22 protein-coding genes are annotated in these 17724 nt (G+C 64.2%); 9 read left to right on the top strand and 13 right to left on the bottom strand.

The window, feature by feature from the left end; all coding sequences use genetic code 11:
- The first annotated feature begins 182 nt into the window (after positions 1–182).
- A complete protein-coding gene (locus tag ACSQ3E_RS06625; protein ID WP_436122084.1) occupies positions 183–359 on the top strand; it encodes a hypothetical protein in 177 nt (58 codons plus the stop codon).
- Here ACSQ3E_RS06625 and ACSQ3E_RS06620 read toward each other — a convergent pair.
- The 4 genes from ACSQ3E_RS06620 to ACSQ3E_RS06605 form a co-directional block, all read right to left on the bottom strand.
- On the bottom strand, positions 356–907 hold the full coding sequence (locus ACSQ3E_RS06620; protein WP_436122083.1) for an AAA family ATPase: 552 nt from the start codon (positions 905–907) through the stop codon (positions 356–358). The two genes, ACSQ3E_RS06625 and ACSQ3E_RS06620, sit on opposite strands and share 4 nt — an antisense overlap.
- Positions 904–1836, bottom strand: coding sequence for a glycine--tRNA ligase subunit alpha (locus ACSQ3E_RS06615; protein WP_436122483.1), 933 nt, complete (start codon positions 1834–1836; stop codon positions 904–906). The genes ACSQ3E_RS06620 and ACSQ3E_RS06615 overlap by 4 nt, the downstream gene beginning before the upstream one ends.
- Positions 1837–1942: 106 nt before the next feature.
- Positions 1943–3946 (bottom strand): tetratricopeptide repeat protein, encoded by a 2004-nt coding sequence (locus tag ACSQ3E_RS06610; RefSeq protein ID WP_436122082.1) that lies wholly within the window; start codon positions 3944–3946, stop codon positions 1943–1945.
- 175 nt (positions 3947–4121) lie between these two features.
- Positions 4122–5138, bottom strand: a complete 1017-nt coding sequence (locus ACSQ3E_RS06605) for a polyprenyl synthetase family protein (protein ID WP_310323066.1) — start codon at positions 5136–5138, stop codon at positions 4122–4124.
- A 150-nt stretch (positions 5139–5288) separates the two neighbouring features.
- Between ACSQ3E_RS06605 and ACSQ3E_RS06600 the strand changes: the two genes are divergently transcribed.
- The 6 genes from ACSQ3E_RS06600 (at position 5289) to moaB (ending at position 8950) form a co-directional block, all read left to right on the top strand.
- Positions 5289–5513 (top strand): putative signal transducing protein, encoded by a 225-nt coding sequence (locus ACSQ3E_RS06600; RefSeq protein ID WP_067964652.1) that lies wholly within the window; start codon positions 5289–5291, stop codon positions 5511–5513.
- Positions 5514–5539: 26 nt separating this feature from the next.
- Positions 5540–6310 (top strand): tRNA1(Val) (adenine(37)-N6)-methyltransferase, encoded by a 771-nt coding sequence (locus ACSQ3E_RS06595; RefSeq protein ID WP_436122482.1) that lies wholly within the window; start codon positions 5540–5542, stop codon positions 6308–6310.
- A gap of 70 nt (positions 6311–6380) precedes the next feature.
- Positions 6381–7247, top strand: a complete 867-nt coding sequence (locus ACSQ3E_RS06590; RefSeq protein WP_436122081.1) for a S49 family peptidase — start codon at positions 6381–6383, stop codon at positions 7245–7247.
- Positions 7248–7323: 76 nt separating this feature from the next.
- Positions 7324–7509, top strand: coding sequence for an NfeD family protein (locus ACSQ3E_RS06585; protein ID WP_436122080.1), 186 nt, complete (start codon positions 7324–7326; stop codon positions 7507–7509).
- A complete protein-coding gene (locus ACSQ3E_RS06580) occupies positions 7496–8386 on the top strand; it encodes a 4-(cytidine 5'-diphospho)-2-C-methyl-D-erythritol kinase (protein WP_436122079.1) in 891 nt (296 codons plus the stop codon). The genes ACSQ3E_RS06585 and ACSQ3E_RS06580 overlap by 14 nt, the downstream gene beginning before the upstream one ends.
- Before the next feature lie 12 nt (positions 8387–8398).
- Positions 8399–8950, top strand: a complete 552-nt coding sequence (moaB, locus tag ACSQ3E_RS06575; RefSeq protein ID WP_436122078.1) for a molybdenum cofactor biosynthesis protein B — start codon at positions 8399–8401, stop codon at positions 8948–8950.
- Positions 8951–8952: 2 nt separating this feature from the next.
- On the opposite strand, the gene ACSQ3E_RS06570 is transcribed toward moaB, so the two are convergent.
- Positions 8953–9456: a glycosyltransferase gene (locus ACSQ3E_RS06570; RefSeq protein ID WP_436122077.1), complete on the bottom strand. Its 504-nt coding sequence runs from the start codon at positions 9454–9456 to the stop codon at positions 8953–8955.
- Between the two features lie 147 nt (positions 9457–9603).
- Here ACSQ3E_RS06570 and ACSQ3E_RS06565 point away from each other — a divergent pair, with 147 nt between their 5' ends.
- On the top strand, positions 9604–10758 hold the full coding sequence (locus ACSQ3E_RS06565; RefSeq protein ID WP_436122076.1) for a PA0069 family radical SAM protein: 1155 nt from the start codon (positions 9604–9606) through the stop codon (positions 10756–10758).
- 151 nt (positions 10759–10909) lie between these two features.
- Positions 10910–11560 carry a ribonuclease HII gene (locus ACSQ3E_RS06560; RefSeq protein ID WP_436122075.1) on the top strand — a complete coding sequence of 217 codons (651 nt, stop codon included), beginning with the start codon at positions 10910–10912 and terminating at the stop codon, positions 11558–11560.
- Here ACSQ3E_RS06560 and ACSQ3E_RS06555 read toward each other — a convergent pair.
- The 8 genes from ACSQ3E_RS06555 to der all read right to left on the bottom strand — a co-directional run bounded on the left by ACSQ3E_RS06555 (position 11550) and on the right by der (position 17715).
- Entirely contained in the window at positions 11550–11936 is a 387-nt protein-coding gene (locus ACSQ3E_RS06555) for a DUF4180 domain-containing protein (RefSeq protein ID WP_436122074.1), read from the bottom strand. The two genes, ACSQ3E_RS06560 and ACSQ3E_RS06555, sit on opposite strands and share 11 nt — an antisense overlap.
- 147 nt (positions 11937–12083) lie before the next feature.
- Positions 12084–12563 (bottom strand): F0F1 ATP synthase subunit B, encoded by a 480-nt coding sequence (locus ACSQ3E_RS06550; protein WP_182575427.1) that lies wholly within the window; start codon positions 12561–12563, stop codon positions 12084–12086.
- A 10-nt stretch (positions 12564–12573) separates the two neighbouring features.
- Entirely contained in the window at positions 12574–13173 is a 600-nt protein-coding gene (locus ACSQ3E_RS06545) for a F0F1 ATP synthase subunit B (protein ID WP_436122073.1), read from the bottom strand.
- A 61-nt stretch (positions 13174–13234) separates the two neighbouring features.
- Positions 13235–13459, bottom strand: a complete 225-nt coding sequence (locus ACSQ3E_RS06540; RefSeq protein WP_182575428.1) for a F0F1 ATP synthase subunit C — start codon at positions 13457–13459, stop codon at positions 13235–13237.
- Positions 13460–13524: 65 nt separating this feature from the next.
- Positions 13525–14274, bottom strand: a complete 750-nt coding sequence (locus ACSQ3E_RS06535; RefSeq protein ID WP_310323048.1) for a F0F1 ATP synthase subunit A — start codon at positions 14272–14274, stop codon at positions 13525–13527.
- A 39-nt stretch (positions 14275–14313) separates the two neighbouring features.
- Positions 14314–14724 (bottom strand): AtpZ/AtpI family protein, encoded by a 411-nt coding sequence (locus tag ACSQ3E_RS06530; protein ID WP_436122072.1) that lies wholly within the window; start codon positions 14722–14724, stop codon positions 14314–14316.
- A gap of 239 nt (positions 14725–14963) precedes the next feature.
- Entirely contained in the window at positions 14964–16151 is a 1188-nt protein-coding gene (locus ACSQ3E_RS06525; RefSeq protein WP_436122071.1) for a cell wall hydrolase, read from the bottom strand.
- Positions 16152–16278: 127 nt separating this feature from the next.
- Entirely contained in the window at positions 16279–17715 is a 1437-nt protein-coding gene (gene der, locus ACSQ3E_RS06520; RefSeq protein ID WP_436122070.1) for a ribosome biogenesis GTPase Der, read from the bottom strand.
- Positions 17716–17724: the final 9 nt, after the last annotated feature.

Raw genomic sequence — 17724 nt, 5'->3', positions numbered from 1 at the left:
AATGGTCCGCGCGGCATAGCAACTCAGCCGCCCGCTGTCACCTTCCCGAGCGCGATCGGCAAAATTCCATCCAGCTGTCGGACCGCGGGCGGGACAATCGTCCTAAGGATGAAGATTTCCATGAACCCGATGCTGCGCTGGAGCGACCCACGCTCAGACAGACACCTATTGGCCGAACGACGATGAAAACCGCCTCCGCCCTGCTCCAGATCCTCAGCCTCAGCGCCCTGCTCGCCATGCATGTGGCGGCCCCGGCCGAATTCAGGATGCCCGGCGTGCGCAAGGCGTTGCAGACGATGGACGGCCAGGCGGTTCAGGCCCCACAGTCGAACAACCTGGCCATCATCATGATCGCCTAGCTCAGGCTCTCGCTTATCAACCGCGCAAGCCGTGTCGCTGCGGCATCAACAGTCAGGTCGGTGACGTCGAGCGCCAGCGCATGTTCGAAACGCTGCAAGCTATGCTTCGCCCTCAGCCAGTCGAGCACGGAGACATCGACCAGCTTGTGCCGTTCCGCGCGGCCGGCGGATACGAGGCGGCGGCGGTTTTCTTCCTCCGAACAGTCCAGCACAACCGGCACCAGACGTGCCTGCCTTCGCTCTGCAAGCACCCGATAGTGCTCAAACTGGGCGGTATCGAATTCGTCATCGGACAGGGCGTCGGTGAAGACGTACGAAGCCGCAGGCTCGGCCCGGACGATATGATCGAAGACCGTCTCCCTCACGGCTGCCCGCAGCGACCGGTAAAGCGGATCGCCGCGGGAAAACAGCATCTCCGCTGGATTGATCAGCGTGTGGTTGTCGACAAGCTTGGCGCCGAGCATCGGCGCAAGCTGCCGGGCGATCGTCAGCTTGCCGCTGCCGGGCCAGCCATTGATGTGGACGATGACGTTGGCGAAAGCCGTCAAGCCGCCAGACCGCCGGCTTCCGTCAGCAGGAATGCTTCGCCGCAGGCCTTGGACAGGTTGCGGACGCGCAGGATGTAGCTCTGGCGTTCGGTGACCGAGATCACGCCGCGTGCATCGAGCAGGTTGAAGACGTGGCTCGCCTTGATACACTGGTCATAGGCCGGAAACACCATCTTGTGCTGGGCCAGGTTCCCGCCCTCGGCTGGCGCGCCGGCAGCGAGCAACGCCTTGCACTCGGCTTCGGCATCCTCGAAATGCTTGAGCAGCATCGCCGTGTTGGCGTGCTCGAAATTGTGCCGGGAATATTCCTGCTCAGCCTGCAGGAAGACATCGCCATAGGTGACCTTGTCGTCGCCTTCGAGGCCGTTGAAGTTGAGGTCGTAGACGTTGTCGACGCCCTGCACATACATCGCCAGGCGTTCGAGGCCGTAGGTCAGTTCGCCGGCCACAGGCGCGCATTCGATGCCGCAGACCTGCTGGAAATAGGTGAACTGCGACACTTCCATGCCGTCGCACCAGCACTCCCAGCCAAGACCCCAGGCGCCCAGGGTCGGGCTCTCCCAATCGTCCTCGACGAAGCGGATGTCATGGATCAGCGGATCGATGCCGATCGCCTTGAGCGAGCCGAGATAAAGCTCCTGCAGGTTGGACGGGTTCGGCTTCAGGATCACCTGGTACTGGTAATAATGCTGCAGCCGGTTCGGGTTTTCGCCGTAGCGGCCATCCTTGGGGCGGCGCGAAGGCTGGACATAGGCTGCGTTCCAGCGCTTGGGTCCAAGCGCCCGCAACGTCGTTGCCGGGTGGAACGTGCCCGCGCCCACTTCCATGTCGTAGGGCTGCAGGATGATGCAACCGTGTTCGGCCCAGTAATTGTGCAGCGTCAGGATCAGGCCCTGGAACGAGCGGCTGGGGTGCATGTGGACGGGCATGGTGTTGGTCACGGGCAAAGCTCGTTCATTGGAGCCCCACAGCAAAACGGGGCCAGAGAGGCCCCGTCCTATTCTGCCCGAAGAAATGGGTCAAGCAGCGTGCGGCTCACTTGCCCGGCAGCTGGAGTTCCTGGCCCGGTGCCAGCCGCGCGGGATCGCCACGCAGTTGCGGGTTGAGATCGAGGATCTCGCGATAGCGGTCGCCATTGCCGAGAACGTCGTTGGCGATCGACCACAGCGATTGCCCGCGCTGCACCTTGTAGGCGGCGGGGATCACCTGGGCGACAGGCTCGACCGCAGGTGTTTCCAGTTCGCTCTTCTTCTGGCTGTCCGGCGTGGGAGCCGTCGGCTGGACCGAGATCGGTTTTGCCGGCGCTTCGAGCGCGGTCGGCTTCTCCGGCAGGTCCGGCAAGCCCTTGGCGAGCTTCTGCTCGACATCGGCCAGGATCTTCGGCTCCGGCTTCATGTCGCGGGCATGGCTCCACTGGAAGGTCGCCTCGAGCTTGCGCCCGACGCGCCAGTAGGCATCGCCGAGATGGTCGTTCAGCACCGGATCGTCAGGCTTCAGCGACACCGCGCGCTCGAGCTCGCGCACCGCATCGTCGAACTTGCCGAGGCGGTAGTAGGCCCAGCCCAGCGAATCGATGATGTAGCCGTCGCTCGGGCGCAGATCGGCCGCCTGCTTGATCATCCCGAGGCCTTCCTCGAGATTCATGTTCATGTCGACCCAGGAATAACCGAGATAGTTCAGAACCTGCGGCTGGTTGGGGAACAGCTTCAGCGCCTCGCGGAAGTTCGGTTCCGCCTTGGGCCATTCCTTCAGCCGCTCATAGGCGATGCCGCGCTGGTAGAAGACGTTCCAATTGGTGTTGGTTGGCGTCTTCAGCACGCTGACCGCCTTGTCATAGATATCGGCGGCGGCGCGGTAATTGTCAGTCGCGGCATAGACCCCGCCCAGCGCGAGATAGCCGCGCATGTCGTCCGGGTTGGCGTCGACAAGTGCCTTCAGATGCTTGATCGCCTCGTCGTGGCGCTTGAGATCGGCAAGGTTGAGACCGAGCTGCAATTCCGACAGCCGCTTGAGCGGCGAAGACGCCGGCACGCGGCGGTAAAGCTCGATCGCCTCTTCGCCATTCTGCTGCTGCTCGGCAATCGCCGCGAGCTGCACAAGAAGCTCGTCGCTCTCCGGCTTCAGCGCAAGCGCGTACTGCAGATAGAGCCTGACGAAGGGCTCGCCGCCGCCACGGTTCAGCGCGGTCGACAGGTTGAGCAGGATTTCGGCCGCGCCGTCCTGTGGGTTGGCGACCAGCGGGCTGATCTTTTCGCCCTTGGTGATCTTTTCGCGCAAGGAAGCGATCGGCAGCTTGCCGGGAGCGAACTCGTCGGCGCGGTCGAGGATGGCCAGCGCCTCGGTCTTCTTGCCAGTGCGCGCCAGGAAACCGGCATAGGATTCGGCGGCGCGCATCCAGGTTTCCGGTGCCGCACTGCCGGCGCCGAGATTATCGATGGTGGCGCGATAGATCTCGTCCGCCTTGTCCTTCTGGCCGGCCGTCTCGGCGATCATGGCGCGGTGGTAGGTCTTGAACAGCTCGTACCATTCAGGTCCTTCGAGCTTGTCGAGGAACTGCAGCCCGTCGCCGGCCTTGCCCTCGCCCTGCTTGGCCCAGGCGGTCATGACGCCGGTTATCAGCCGGTCGAGGTCGGACTCGAGCGCAAGCTTGAGCCACTTCTCCGCGCCTTCATAATCCTTCTTTCGGAAGGTATCGACGGCCAGCGCCAGACGCGAGAAGCGCTCCACGTCGGGAACGGTCTTCAGCATCTCGGCATAAGGCAGCGATTCATCGAAGCGGCCTTGCGCGATGAGCGCCAGCATCAGGCTCTGCTGCAGGGCTGCGTCTTCGGGATCGAAGGCCAGGGCGCGCTTGTAGTAGGCGATGGCGCTGTCCAGGTCGTCGTCGGCCTCGGCGGTGCGTGCCGCGAGATAGGCGCCGGAAAACGAACTGATCTCGACCGGTTCGGTGAGCTGTTTGGCATATCCAGGCTGGGAAAGAGCGGTGAAGCCCGCCAGGGCCGCAAGGCCCATCAGCCAGATCGCGCGTCGCTGCCGCATGAAAATCCTTCCTACCAAGGTCCTACGGTCGTCCAGCCGGTGGCCGGGTCGCAACCGCTTGTCGGTGCCAAGCATGGCCTTTTTGGGGTCGCGCTTCAATCCGCACCGGCTTCACAATCCGACAACCGGCTCAACGAATTCACAATGCCGAGCCGGCGGCAGGTGAAATCCTGCCTCAAACGACGCGGCTGATGCAGAAATCGATGACGTCGATGAGCGCCGATTTCTGCGGCGTCTGCTCGAGCGGCGCCAGCGCATCGCGGGCGATCTCGCCGAAGTGGCTGGCGCGGCCGATCGTGTCGGCGATTGCGCCGTGGCGCACCATCAGGCCGACAGCCTTCTCCAGCGCCGCTTCGTCGGTCTTGCCGTCCTCGATCGCGCTCTTCCAGAAGGCGCGTTCGGCAGCGGTACCGCGGCGATAGCTCAGGATCACCGGAAGCGTGACCTTGCCCTCGCGGAAGTCGTCGCCGACATTCTTGCCGAGGTCCTTGCTCGAACCGCCATAATCGAGCGCATCGTCGATGAGCTGGAAGGCAAGGCCGAGATTCATGCCATAGGAGCGCAGCGCAGCCTTGTCATTCTTCGAGGCTCCGGCGATCACCGGGCCGACTTCGGCGGCAGCCGAAAACAGCGCAGCGGTCTTTGCCTTGATGACGGCGAAATGCTCATCTTCGGTGGTTTCGAGGTTCTTGGCGGCGGCCAGCTGCATCACCTCGCCCTCGGCGATGATCGAGGCTGCGGAGGACAGGATGTCGAGCGCTTCGAGCGAGCCGACCTCGACCATCATGCGGAAGGCCTGGCCGAGCAGGAAATCGCCGACGAGCACGCTCGCCTGGTTGCCCCAGATTGTGCGCGCCGTCTTCTTGCCGCGGCGCAGGTCGCTTTCGTCGACGACGTCGTCATGCAGCAGCGTCGCCGTGTGCATGAACTCGACCGAAGTCGCGAGCCTGACGTGGTTTTCGCCGGAGTAGCCGAACATCTGAGCAGCAGCCAGGGTCAACATCGGACGCAGGCGCTTGCCGCCCGAAGAGATCAGGTGGTTGGCCACCTCCGGGATCATCTCAACGTCAGAGCCGGCCTTCGACAGGATCAGCTCGTTGACCCGACCCATGTCGGCGGAAGTCAGGTCGATCAGGTCCTTGATCGACGCAGCGTCCCGCTTTCCCTTCTCGATGTTGAGGACGACACCCAAGGCCAACACTCCCAAATTACACAGGCGCGTGGTCGCGCGCGTAGCTCTTAGGCGATTCTAAGGCGGCATGCACCGTGCCCGCAAGTGGCGAATTGGCGCGGTGCAACACGTGACGTTTACTTCGCCGCTCCAAACTGCGAATTTCCGGACATGATCGAACTCATCCGCACCAACGACGCCGTCATCATTTCCTTCGTCGAAGCGCTTCTGCGCGACGCCGGTATCGGCAGCTTCACCGCCGACGAGAACATGAGCGTGCTCGACGGTTCGATCGGTATCCTGCCGCGCCGCATCATGATCGACGCCGACGATGCCGACGAAGCGCGGCAACTGCTGACCGACGCCGGCATCGAGCACGAAATCCGCCGGAAGTGACAGCCGAGCCGCCACCCGCAAAGCAGCTGGACTTGCCACCCCACACGGTGGATGCCTTCCATCGCGGCGACTTCTGGCTGGTGCAGCCCAGCGACAGCGGCCACCGCGCCGGCATGGATGCACTGATGCTGGCCGCAGCGGTTCCCGGCACCTTCTCCGGGCGACTCGCCGATTTCGGCGCCGGTGCCGGTGCCGCCGGTCTTGCGGTGGCTGCGCGCTGCAAGCAGGCCCAGGTGCAACTTGTCGAACTCACTACGGAGATGGCGCGCTTCGCCGCGGCGACGCTCGCTTATCCCGGCAATGCATCGCTGCGTGACCGCGCGGCCGTGCTCGTTGCCGACGTCGGCCTTTCGGGCAAGGCGCGTACCGAGGCCGGTCTCGCCGACGCCTCGCTCGACTTCGTCATCATGAACCCGCCTTTCAATCCGGCGCATCACCGTCCGACCCCGGACGCGCTGAAGCGGCAGGCGCATGTCATGGAGGACGGGCTGTTCGAAAGCTGGATCAGGAGTGCCGCAGCCGTGGTCAGGCCGCGTGGTGGCCTCGCCATCATCGCCCGGCCGGAGCAGCTTGCAGCGATCCTCGCCGCACTCGACGGCCGCTTCGGCAAGGCCGAGATCGTGCCGGTGCATCCGCGCGCCGACACTGCTGCGATCCGCGTCATCGTGCGGGCGGTTCGCGCCTCGCGCGCACCGTTGACGCTCTGCCCGCCGCTGGTCCTGCGCGATCCCGGCGACAGGTTCTCGCAACGCGCCGACGACATAAGCAACGGCCGCGCATCGCTTTTCGGTGATTGAACAACGCCGGAGCATTGCGGTTGTCGCAGGAATACATACATCCCGCAGGACAAGAGACCGGAGAGACTACGTGAAGAACCTGTTCCGCCGCCTGCTGCCGAGATCGATGCGAGGCGGCGAGATCGTCATCCCCGTCATCAGGCTGCAAGGCGCGATCATGTCGGGCGGCAGCCAGTTCCGGCCGACATTGTCGCTGGCATCGACCGCCGGGCTGATCGAAAAAGCCTTCGCGATTTCCAACGCGCCCGCCGTCGCCATCTCGATCAATTCCCCCGGCGGCTCGCCGGTGCAGTCGCGCCTGATCTTCAAGCGCATCCGCGACCTTGCCGCTGAGAAGAACAAAAAGGTGCTGGTCTTCGTCGAGGACGTCGCCGCATCGGGTGGCTACATGATCGCCATTGCCGGTGACGAGATTTTCGCCGATCCGTCCTCCATCGTCGGCTCGATCGGAGTGGTGTCGGCCTCGTTCGGCTTCACCGACCTGATCAAGAAGATCGGCGTCGAGCGCCGCGTCTACACCGCCGGCGCCAACAAGGCGACGCTCGATCCGTTCCAGCCGGAAAAGCCAGAAGACGTCGAGCGGCTGAAGAAGTTGCAGCTCGAAGTGCACGAGACCTTCATCGACATGGTCAAGGAGCGTCGCCGCGGCAAGCTCAAGGACGACCCCGACCTGTTCACCGGCCTGTTCTGGTCGGGCAAGAAGGGCCTCGAACTCGGTCTCGTCGACGCGCTCGGCGATATGCGCACGGTGCTCAAGGACCGCTATGGCGCCAAGGCCGAACTCAAGTTGATTACGGCACCGCGCGGCCTGTTCGGCCGCCGCCTGGGCCTCGGCTCGTCCGCCCTGGGCCTCACGCCGGAAGCCGCCGGCGCCGTTGCCACCGGCCTCGTGGATGCGGCGGAAGAACGCGCATTGTGGAGCCGGTTCGGCCTTTGAAAAAGCCGAAACGGCAGATTATCATCGGGGGATAGCCCCGGCTGGCCGGAAACGGCACCGAAGGGAGGAGAATGAAATGCCGCAGCTCATCTTTTTCGCGCTTGTCGGCGTGGTCGCCTATGTCGGCTACCGCTCCTTCATCAAGGAGGCCGAACGGGTGACTGCCAAGGTGCGGCGCAACGAGAAGCAGCGCCAGACGGGCGCCAACGGCACGCTGGTCAAGGATCCCGAGACCGGCGAGTACCGGCTTGAGAAAGACTGACGCCCAGCCCGTGACCTTCAACAGCGTTCCGCTCGCCGAACTCGCCCCGGCCAAGATCAATCTGGCGCTGCATGTCACTGGCCGGCGCCATGACGGCTATCATCTGCTCGAAAGCCTCGTCGTCTTCGCCGAGCTCGGCGACCGCATCACCGTTACGGCAGCCGCTGAGGACAGCTTCGTCGTCGATGGCCCCCTCGCCGCCGATGTGCCTGTCGACGGCGGCAACCTCGTACTCAAGGCCCGCGACGCGCTGCGTACAGCCTTTCCCCAACACACGACCCAGCCGGTCGCCATTGCGCTCGAAAAGAACCTGCCGGTTGCCTCGGGCATCGGCGGCGGTTCGAGCGATGCGGCAGCCGCCTTGCGCGCCCTGAGCCGCCTCTGGCGCCTGCCGACCGATGCCTCCGAACTCGCCCGCCTCGCCTTGCCGCTCGGCGCCGACCTGCCGATGTGCCTGGCCGGACATCCGCTGATCGCCCGCGGGATCGGCGAAGAGCTCGACCCGGTAAGGCATTTTCCCTGCCTGCCGATGGTGCTGGTCAATCCAGGCATCGCGGTGGCGACACCGAGCGTCTTCCGGGCGCTGGCATCGCGTGAAAATCCGCCGCTCTCGCCACTCGACAGCGCCGACACCGTGCTCGACTGGCTGGCCATGAGCCGCAACGACCTCGAGCCTCCGGCGATCTCGATCGAGCCCTCGATTGCCGAGGTGCTGGCCACCCTTCGCAGCTCCGGCGCCGCTTTCACCCGCATGTCGGGATCGGGTGCCACGTGCTTCGGCATTTTCGACACCTATGCCGCCGCCTCGCGCGCGGCAGCGGCGATCTCGGCCGCACATCCCGGCTGGTTCAGCGCCGCCACCACGACCCGGACCTAGGAGCCCAACACAATGGCCAGTGAGCCCCGCCCCTTCGTTCCTGTCCGCATCGCGGTGCTCACCGTCTCCGACACCCGCACGCTGGCTGACGACAAGTCGGGCCAGACGCTTGCCGACCGCATCACTGACGCCGGCCACGTGCTCAAGGCGCGCGGCATCGTCACCGACGACAAGGACAAGATCCGCGACCGCGTCACCGCCTGGTCGCTCGATGCCGAGATCGACGTAATCATCACCACCGGCGGAACCGGCTTCACCGGCCGCGACGTCACGCCTGACGCGCTGGAGCCGATCTTCGAGAAACGCATGGACGGCTTCTCGGAGGTGTTCCACCGAATTTCCTACGACAAGATCGGGACTTCGACGATCCAGTCGCGCGCCACCGGCGGCGTGCTCAACGCCACCTTCGTCTTCGTGCTGCCCGGATCGCCAGGTGCGTGCCGCGACGCCTGGGACGGCATCCTCAAGGCGCAGCTCGATTACCGCCACATGCCGTGCAATTTCGTGGAGATCATGCCGCGCCTCGACGAGCACCTCAGGCGCGGCGGCGCTAAATCAGCCTGAAGCTAGCGCTGCGCGACGACGATTTCCGCGTCGAGCGTCTTCACGGCAAGCCCGCGAGCAATGCCTTCGGCGTCCGCGCCATTGCGCCCCAGAACCGCGGCCTGCTTCCTGGTGATGACCAGCCCCTGCTCCAGCGCGCGTGGCCGCGATGTCACCCGTTCCCAGAATGGCCGGTTGCTCGCCCTTGAACGGGTGAAGCGCGCCGCCATCGTCAGCCGGCTCATGTGGCGCACCGCATCCTCGGTCCAGCCCTCGGCCAGCCGCGCGCCCGGCTCGAGCAGCAGCAGCCAGTCGCTCTTGGCCTGCGCGATGCCCGCCTGGATGCCCCCCTTGGCGAGATAGGCGCAGCCGGCATGCTCGGCGACATAGTGGGTCTGGTCGGTAGAGCCGAGGTTGCAAACGATCACTTCGCGCACGACACCCTCGACGGCACCGCCGACCAGCGAGGCCAGCGTACGCGCCAGTCCCTCCTCGTCGTCCCTGGTCTCGATCAGAACGCTCAGCATATCTAGCCGCATATCGGAAAGCCGGCCGAAGCGCCAGCCTCACCACCCGGACAACAAAGTTCTTGCTTTGTTCTCTTTTCCAAAATAGGAATAGTTTCATGCCGAACGAATCGACGGGCGGCCATTTTCCCTCCGGGAGATAGCGAAATGGAACCCATAGCACGGGCCGATATTGCCGCTTTCAAGGGTGGCGGAGCCGGAATGGCCAACGCCATGATCGAGGAAAGCGGCCTGCGCATCAACCATGAGCGCCGGCGCGGACGTGGCGCGGGCGTCAACCCGTCAGGGCGCTACGAGCCGGTCAGCCGCCACGTCTTCGACGACGGCTGGAGCACTATCGAGGAGCTACCGCCGTTCAAGACCGAGGTCCAGGTCGAGAAGCCGCGCACCATCATCACCCGCAACGAGTCGCCCGACATCTCCTTCGACCGCTCGATCAATCCCTATCGCGGTTGCGAGCACGGCTGCGTCTACTGTTTCGCCCGTCCCACCCACAGCTATGTGGGCCTGTCGGCCGGGCTCGATTTCGAATCCAAGCTGTTCGCCAAGCCGGATGCGGCACGGCTGCTCGACCGCGAGCTGTCGAAGGACGGCTACCAGCCGCGCACCATCGCCATCGGCACCAACACCGATCCCTACCAGCCGATCGAGAAGCACTGGCGCATCATGCGCGAGGTGCTTGAGGTGCTGGAAGCACGCAATCATCCCGTCGGCATCGTCACCAAGTCGGCGATGGTCACGCGTGACATCGATATCCTCAGCCGCATGGCCGCGAAGGGCCTGGCCAAGGTGGCGCTGTCGGTGACAACGCTCGACCGCATGCTGGCGCGCACCATGGAACCACGAGCAGCGACGCCGACCAAGCGGCTGGAAGCGATCAGGCAGCTCTCCGATGCCGGCATCCCGGTCTCGGTGATGGTGGCGCCGATCATCCCCGGCCTCACCGACCAGGAGATCGAACGCATCCTCGACTCGGCCAAGGCCGCCGGTGCCACCAGTGCCGGCTACGTCATCCTGCGCCTGCCGCTGGAAGTCAGCCCGATCTTCAAGGACTGGCTGCTGCGCCACTACCCCGACAGCTATCGCCACGTGCTGTCGCTGATCCGCTCGATGCGCGACGGCAAGGACTACGATTCAGAGTGGGGCAAGCGCATGAAGGGCAAGGGTCCTTATGCCTGGCAGATCGGCCGCCGCTTCGAGATCGCGGCCCAACGCCTCGGCCTCAATTCGGTGCGCACGCCGCTCCGGACCGACCTGTTCGAGGCCGGCCCCAAGGACCAGCTGCAGCTGACGCTGCTTTGAGCATCCAGGCGGGCACCTTCGTCCGCCCCTTGCAAGAGATCCCGTCCGGCCGTTCCCCCGTGGCCAGTTGACGGTGCCTTCCCGGACCGCCGCCCTAATCGGCCGGGGAGGACTTGCGGAGGATCGGGGCCGATGCGAGCATCGCCGCACTATGGCTCGCCCGCGCTCCGATTCTCCGCCCCTCTTCGAATTCATCGACAAGCCCGACTTCGCCTTCGAAACGAAGGCGATATCGGGTGGCCTGTGGCCATGCGCCGGCCTCGACGAAGCCGGGCGCGGGCCGCTCGCCGGTCCGGTCGTGGCTGCGGCAGTCGTGCTCGACCCCGGCAACATCCCTTCAGGGCTTGATGATTCCAAACGCCTCACAGCCGCCCAGCGCGACGCGCTGTTCGACGAGGTGCTGTGCAAGGCTCTTGGCGTCGCCGTGGCCTCCGTCTCGGCCGACAGCATCGACCGCAGCGATATCCGCAAGGCGAGCCTAGAAGCGATGCGGCGCGCGCTGGCGGGCCTGCCCATGACCGCCAAATCGGCCCTTGCCGACGGCCGCGACGTGCCACCCGGTCTTGCCTGCACCTGCCGCGCCCTGGTCAAGGGCGACCAGCGCTCGCAATCCATCGCCGCCGCCTCGATCGTTGCCAAGGTCACGCGCGACCGCATGATGTCGGTCTGCGGCTCAAACGACAATCGCTACGGCTTCGAAGTCCATATGGGCTACGCCACCGCCCGCCACCGGGCGGCGATCATCGAGCACGGCGCATCGCTTCGCCTGCACCGCATTTCCTTCGCACCGTTCAGGGACTAGCCCTGACAGCAGGCGACGTCCCGAACCTGCCTTCAAGTTCGGCGAAATCCGCAACGAACCAGATCGACTTGCCCTTGTTCGTTTCGCGCACGAAGTCACGCAGCGCTCCGCTGTTTTCGAGCGCTCGTGTGATGTCGCCAACGATCGCGCAGCCGAGGCCATAATTCACGAACTTCTGAAACACCTCGCCGGCAACGCCAGTGCTGAGCTTGAGAAAGTCCGGGCCAAGCCTTTCCACAGGGATGGCGAGAAAATCCGCTTCGTTTGACCATGCCTCGCTGATGAAGTCATTGGCATCGGCAGGCGTGCGCAACACCGGGCCGTTCTGGCTGAAACGAAGCATCCGGGATTTAGCGATTTCGATGATCTCGGTCATGCGACCCGGCTAGCAGCGGCCACAGCAAGGTGCAAGCTTCGCCGGAGCGGCTGCTGCCAAACGACCGACAGTCGCCCTGGCTATCCTGAAAACAAAAAAGCCGCCGGAAATTCCAGCGGCCTTTTCAAATCTGCTTGGCTGCCCGACTTAGTTGAGCTTGGCCTTCAGTTCCTGCACCGAGCCCTTGAACAGGTCGGCGTTGGTCTTGGCGTCGGCCTTGCCGGCGAAGATCTGGCGAGCTGCCTCGACCGCGAGGTCGACAGCGTTGGCGCGAACTTCGTTGACGGCATCGCGTTCAGCCTGGCCGATCTTGAGCTCGGCAAGTGCGGTCCGGCGAGCGACGTACTCTTCGGTCTTCTTGTGAGCTTCTTCAGCGAGAAGGCCAGCTTCGCGCTTGGCCAGATCGACGATGTCGGCGGCCTCCTTCTCGGCTTCCTTGCGCTTGCGCTGGTACTCGGCGAGCAGCTGCTGGGCTTCTTCACGAAGCTTGCGTGCGTCTTCGAGTTCGGCGCGGATGCGTTCGGCGCGCTCGTCGAGCGACTTCGAGAGCATGCCCGGCACCTTCAGGTACAGGACGACGCCAACGAAGATGACGAGAGCGACTGTGGCCCAGAATGTTGCGTCCATGGCCCCTCTCCTACTTGCTCGCTGCCTTGACGGCGGCGGCGATGTCAGCCTTGTCGACCTTGCCGGTACCCAGAGCCTGGACGATCGCGGCAGCGGTGTCCTCGGCGATGGTGCCCACTTCCTTCATGGCGTTTGCCTTGATGGTAGCGATGCGAGCTTCCGCCGCGGTGAGCTTCTGGTCGAGCCCGGTTTCGACTTCCTTGCGCTTGGCTTCGGCTTCCGCCTTGGCTTCGTCGCGTGCTTCCTGGCCGATGGCGTTTGCCCTGGCCTTGGCCTCGGCAAGCTCCTGCTCGTATGCGGCAACCGCCGCATCCGCCTCGGACTTCATCCGGGCAGCCTGGTCGAGGTCCCCGGCGATGCGATCGCGGCGCACCTCGAGGATGCCGCCGACACGCGGCAGCACGACGTTCTTCAGGAAGAGATAGAACAGGCCGAAAGTGATCGCGAGCCACAACAGCTGCGACGGATAGTTCGACGTATCGAAAGGCGGAAACAGACCACCACCGCCATGCTCCGCACCCGTTTCCGTGTGCGCAGCGGTTGCGTCGGTAGAATGAGCTTCCCCGGCCGCAGGTGCGACTTCCTCGGCGTAACCCGGCGTGACAAACATCTCTATCCCCTGTCATCCCACCGGCCGCAACACGCGGCCGGTCAACTCGCTTGCGCGGCTCTTATGCGAAGAGCAGGAGCAGAGCGACGAGGAGCGAGAAGATGCCCAGAGCTTCGGTAACGGCGAAGCCGAAAATCAGGCGGCCGAACTGGCCGTCAGCTGCCGACGGGTTGCGCAGGGCGCCCGACAGGTAGTTACCGAAAATGGTGCCCAGGCCGATGCCTGCGCCGCCCATGCCGAGACAAGCGATGCCTGCGCCGATTGCCTTTGCTGCTTCAACTTCCATTGTCCAACTCCTTGTGGATCGAAGATCTAGTTGCGGTATCCAAGACGGCGGCAGCCGCCGTCGAATTAGTGGCCCGGGTGCAGGGCGTCGTTGAGGTACATGCAGGTCAGAACCGCAAACACGTAGGCTTGCAGGAACGCGACCAGGACTTCCAGGCCGGTGATCGCCACCGTCATGAACAGCGGCAGGATCGAGCCGACGACGCCGACAGCGCCGAATGCGCTGAGCGAAGTGACGAAACCAGCGAAAACCTTGAGCGTGATGTGGCCGGCCAGCATGTTTGCGAACAGACGAACCGAAAGGCTGATCGGACGCGACAGGAACGAGATCACCTCGATCAGCACGACCAGCGGCACCAGGATGCCAGGCACGCCATGCGGCACGAAGAGCTTCAGGAAGCCGAAGCCGTGCTTCATGAAGCCGTAGACGATGACCGTACCGATGACCAGCAGCGCCAGAGCGAAGGTGACGATGAGATGGCTGGTGACGGTGAAGAAGTAGGGGAACAGGCCGATCAGGTTGGCGACGAGCACGAACATGAACAGCGAAAACACCAGCGGGAAGAAGCGCATGCCCTGGGAACCCGCCGCGTCTCGTAGCATCGAGGCGACAAATTCGTAAGACATCTCCGAAACCGACTGCAGGCGGCTCGGCACCAGGCCGCGGCTCGACGTCGTCAGGAACAGGAAGGCACTGGCGACGATCACGGTGGCGACCATGAAGGCGGACGAGTTGGTGAAGGAGAAGTCGAGGCCGCCGATCTCGATCGGAATCAATTTCGCGATCTGAAACTGATGAATTGGATCGTTGGCCACGCTGGCCCCCCTTCGCCTAAATTGCGCCTTGCAGCGCTGCTATTTCTTTTCCGGTTCGTCCGACTTCTTGTCGGGCGACCTGATACCGGCATCAGTAACCATTCCTGCCGAACGCAGGACATTGAGCACGCCGGCGCCGAAGCCGAGCAGCAGAAACACGATCAAGCCCCAAGGCGACGTGCCTGCCATCCGGTCGATGATCCAACCCAAACCGACACCAACCGCGATCCCGGCGATGAACTCGCTGGACAGCTTCAGTGCCTGGCCGTAGCCGGTCACACCATTCGACCCTGCACTCTTTTCCCCCTCGCGGGCAGTCTGGCGTCTTGTCGCAAGCGTTGCTTCAAGCTGTTGCCGACGGCGCTCGAGTTCGTCGTCGCGGTGATCGTTCTCGGCTCGATTTTCAGGCCGGGAGTTTCCATTTCCGCCTGGGCCCGAAGGCTTGGCCATTGCAAACTCCCACCCGGTCCGAGCGTATCCATTCGTCCGCTTCAAAGTCGCCGGCAACATAGTTAGAGGGCCCCTGCCCGTCAAGCCACGGGGAGGCCCATCTAACTAAGTATTTTATGTAGGAAAATCAGCTAGTTGTTGAAGTGCGACATCCTGCCCGTGGCTCCGCTCCATGATCACCCGCCGAATCCGCGTGCAATCTGGCGGCTGGCCGACTCCATGAGCCCGGCCAGATACGATCAGCTCCAGCCGCCGCCATAGGTGCGGTAGAAGATGTGCAGGCCGATCTTGGTCATCTTCTTCATGCCGCGCGCCCAGCCAGGATTGACGTAGTTGGCGTAGTAGTGGGTCGAGGAGCCGACTTCCGGGATGAAGATCTTGCCGGCCGTCACTGCCATGGCGACGTCCTGGGCGGTCTTGTAGTGCGAGGGGCTGGTGACGCGGTCCTTGATGCCGTCGCAGGCAAACGAGAACTGGCAGCGGTTGAACCAGCCATCATTCTGGTAGACGACGCCGCAGATGGTGCCTGGATAGGCCGGGTTGCGGACGCGGTTGAGAATGACCTGGGCGACTGCCGCCTGGCCGCGCACCGATTCGCCGCGCGCTTCGAAGTAGATGCCGTTGGCGAGGCAGGCCTGCTCGGCCTTGGAGAACACGCTCGCCGGCAGCGGATTGGCCAGCCACCAGTGATCACCCTTGCCCATCGGCGGGATGAAGCGGCCGTTGGCTTCGTCGTCGTCGCGCAGCAGGGCCTCGAATGGCGAGGCCTTGGCATAGTCAGGTGCAGCCGGTGCGTAGGCGGTGGCCAGGATGTCGGCCTTGTCGTTGTTGACCAGTGAGGCCAGCATTGCCGGGACCCCGCGCGCGGTGCGCTTTTCGGTTTCCTTGACATGGAATGAGCCGGCGATCTGGATTTCCTTGCCCTTGATGTCGGGCTTGGCGAAGGTCAGCTTGAGGCCGCTATCGAGGGCCGGACGCAGAAGCGAGCTGGTGCGCTCGAACACCGAGCCAGCGGTGAAGTTCTTCGGCGGGCTGACCCTTGAAATGTTGACGATGCGGGCCTTCTTGTCGACGCGAACGATGCGGTCTTCATCGGGCAGGTCGGACGAGCCGAACTTCTTGCCGCGGAATGAGACCGTGCCGACGCCGGCGATCTTGACGCCCGAGCCTGAGATGGGGCCGGTGATGATGCCATCGACGAAGGGCATTTCGGCGGCATGGACCGAGCCGGCCGCGGCTTTCTCGACGTAGGCGCTCCAACGCGTGTTCTGGCCTTCGAGGCCGGAGACGAGGCTGGTCATGTCCTGATAGGCAGCGACTGTGGGAAAGCCGAGCCAGATGCCAAGGCCGATGACGGCCGGCGCCAAGAACGAACGTCTTCCCTCGCGGGCAGCAGCAAACCGCCGCTTCACAACACCTCGATGCACGGAAACTCTCCAGGACGCAACACACCCTACTGGAGAGGAAAATGAAGCATTAACCTTGATGGAGCGTTAACGGGCGCAACGTTGGCGCAATGCAAAAAGGGCCCGCTTGCGCGAGCCCTTCGATGTTTCATTTCTTCTTCTTGGCCCGCCCGGCGAACGGGTTGTCCGAGGCCCGCAGCGCCATGCGGATCGGCACGCCCGGCATGTTGAAGGCGTCGCGCAGATTGTTGACGAGATAGCGCACGTAAGATTGCGGCATCGCGTCGGGGCGCGAGCAGGACAGCACGAAGCCCGGAGGCCTGGTCTTGGCCTGGGTGATGTACTTGATCTTGAGCCGGCGGCCGGCAACGGCGGGCGGCGGATGATGGGCAAGGATGCCTTCGAGCCAGCGGTTGAGCTTGCCGGTCGACACGCGGCTGTTCCAGACCCGGTGGGTCTTCATCACCGCGTCCATCAGCTTCTCCAAGCCGCGGCCGGTCTCAGCCGACATCGGCACCGCCTGCAGGCCGCGCGCCTGCGGCAACAGCCGCTCGGTCTTTTCGCGCAGCTCGGCCAGCGCTTCCTGCGGGTTGTCGATGAGGTCCCACTTGTTGAAGGCGATGACGGGTGCCCTGCCCTCGCGGATGATCAGGTCAGCGATCTGCAGGTCCTGCTTTTCGAACGGGATCGTTGCATCGAGCACGATGATGACGATCTCGGCGAAGCGGATGGCGCGCAGGCCGTCCTGCACCGACAGCTTCTCGAGCTTCTCCTGGACCTTGGCCTTGCGGCGCATGCCGGCAGTATCAAACATCTTGATGCTGCGGCCCTGCCAGTCCCAGTCGACCGAAATCGAATCACGAGTGATGCCGGCCTCGGGCCCGGTGAGCAGGCGCTCCTCGCCGATCAGCGCATTGATCAGCGTCGACTTGCCGGCATTGGGCCGGCCGACGACGGCGATGCGCAGCGGCTTGGTCTCGTCATAGGCGGGCGCCTCTTCGGCGTCGGGATCGGCGATATCCTCGCCGATCAGCACGTCGCTTTCGGCAACGTCGCCGGCCTCGTCCTCGTCATCGGCGAACACGACTTCCTTGCCAAGCGCCTCGACGACGGCATCGCGCAGGTCGGGCATGCCAAGACCATGTTCGGCCGAGATCTGCACCGGCTCGCCGATGCCGAGTTCCCAGGCCTCGAGCGCGCCGCCCGCAGCACCACGCGCCTCTGACTTGTTGGCGACGAGCACCACCGGCTTGCCGGAACGGCGCACGATCTCGACGAAGGTACGGTCGTCAGGCGTGAGACCCGCCTTGGCGTCGACCATGAAGAAGATGAGATCGGCTTCCTTGATGGCGATCTCGGTCTGCGCCCGCATGCGGCCCTGGAGCGTCGCAGCACCAGCGTCCTCGAAGCCGGCCGTGTCGATGACGTCGAAGACGAGATCGTAGAGCTTGGCTGCGTGCACGCGGCGGTCGCGCGTCACGCCGGGCGTGTCGTCGACAAGGGCGATCTTCTTTCCAACCAGGCGGTTGAAAAGGGTGGATTTGCCGACGTTGGGCCGGCCGATTATCGCAATCTTGAAAGCCATCGGGCCCGC

The organism is Aminobacter sp. LjRoot7 (assembly GCF_964252895.1).
GTDB classification, from domain to species: domain Bacteria; phylum Pseudomonadota; class Alphaproteobacteria; order Rhizobiales; family Rhizobiaceae; genus Aminobacter; species Aminobacter aminovorans_B.
This window is presented reverse-complemented; position numbering and strand designations above follow the sequence as displayed.

What these genes read in the sequence shown, in the direction of transcription:
- ACSQ3E_RS06625 (WP_436122084.1), top strand. Translation starts at nt 183, where the DNA reads ATGAAAACCGCCTCCGCCCTGCTCCAGATCCTCAGCCTCAGCGCCCTG.
- ACSQ3E_RS06615 (WP_436122483.1), bottom strand. Translation starts at nt 1,836, where the DNA reads ATGCCCGTCCACATGCACCCCAGCCGCTCGTTCCAGGGCCTGATCCTG.
- ACSQ3E_RS06610 (WP_436122082.1), bottom strand. Translation starts at nt 3,946, where the DNA reads ATGCGGCAGCGACGCGCGATCTGGCTGATGGGCCTTGCGGCCCTGGCG.
- ACSQ3E_RS06600 (WP_067964652.1), top strand. Translation starts at nt 5,289, where the DNA reads ATGATCGAACTCATCCGCACCAACGACGCCGTCATCATTTCCTTCGTC.
- ACSQ3E_RS06585 (WP_436122080.1), top strand. Translation starts at nt 7,324, where the DNA reads ATGCCGCAGCTCATCTTTTTCGCGCTTGTCGGCGTGGTCGCCTATGTC.
- moaB (WP_436122078.1), top strand. Translation starts at nt 8,399, where the DNA reads ATGGCCAGTGAGCCCCGCCCCTTCGTTCCTGTCCGCATCGCGGTGCTC.
- ACSQ3E_RS06570 (WP_436122077.1), bottom strand. Translation starts at nt 9,456, where the DNA reads ATGCTGAGCGTTCTGATCGAGACCAGGGACGACGAGGAGGGACTGGCG.
- ACSQ3E_RS06565 (WP_436122076.1), top strand. Translation starts at nt 9,604, where the DNA reads ATGGAACCCATAGCACGGGCCGATATTGCCGCTTTCAAGGGTGGCGGA.
- ACSQ3E_RS06560 (WP_436122075.1), top strand. Translation starts at nt 10,910, where the DNA reads ATGGCTCGCCCGCGCTCCGATTCTCCGCCCCTCTTCGAATTCATCGAC.
- ACSQ3E_RS06555 (WP_436122074.1), bottom strand. Translation starts at nt 11,936, where the DNA reads ATGACCGAGATCATCGAAATCGCTAAATCCCGGATGCTTCGTTTCAGC.
- ACSQ3E_RS06550 (WP_182575427.1), bottom strand. Translation starts at nt 12,563, where the DNA reads ATGGACGCAACATTCTGGGCCACAGTCGCTCTCGTCATCTTCGTTGGC.
- ACSQ3E_RS06545 (WP_436122073.1), bottom strand. Translation starts at nt 13,173, where the DNA reads ATGTTTGTCACGCCGGGTTACGCCGAGGAAGTCGCACCTGCGGCCGGG.
- ACSQ3E_RS06540 (WP_182575428.1), bottom strand. Translation starts at nt 13,459, where the DNA reads ATGGAAGTTGAAGCAGCAAAGGCAATCGGCGCAGGCATCGCTTGTCTC.
- ACSQ3E_RS06530 (WP_436122072.1), bottom strand. Translation starts at nt 14,724, where the DNA reads ATGGCCAAGCCTTCGGGCCCAGGCGGAAATGGAAACTCCCGGCCTGAA.
- der (WP_436122070.1), bottom strand. Translation starts at nt 17,715, where the DNA reads ATGGCTTTCAAGATTGCGATAATCGGCCGGCCCAACGTCGGCAAATCC.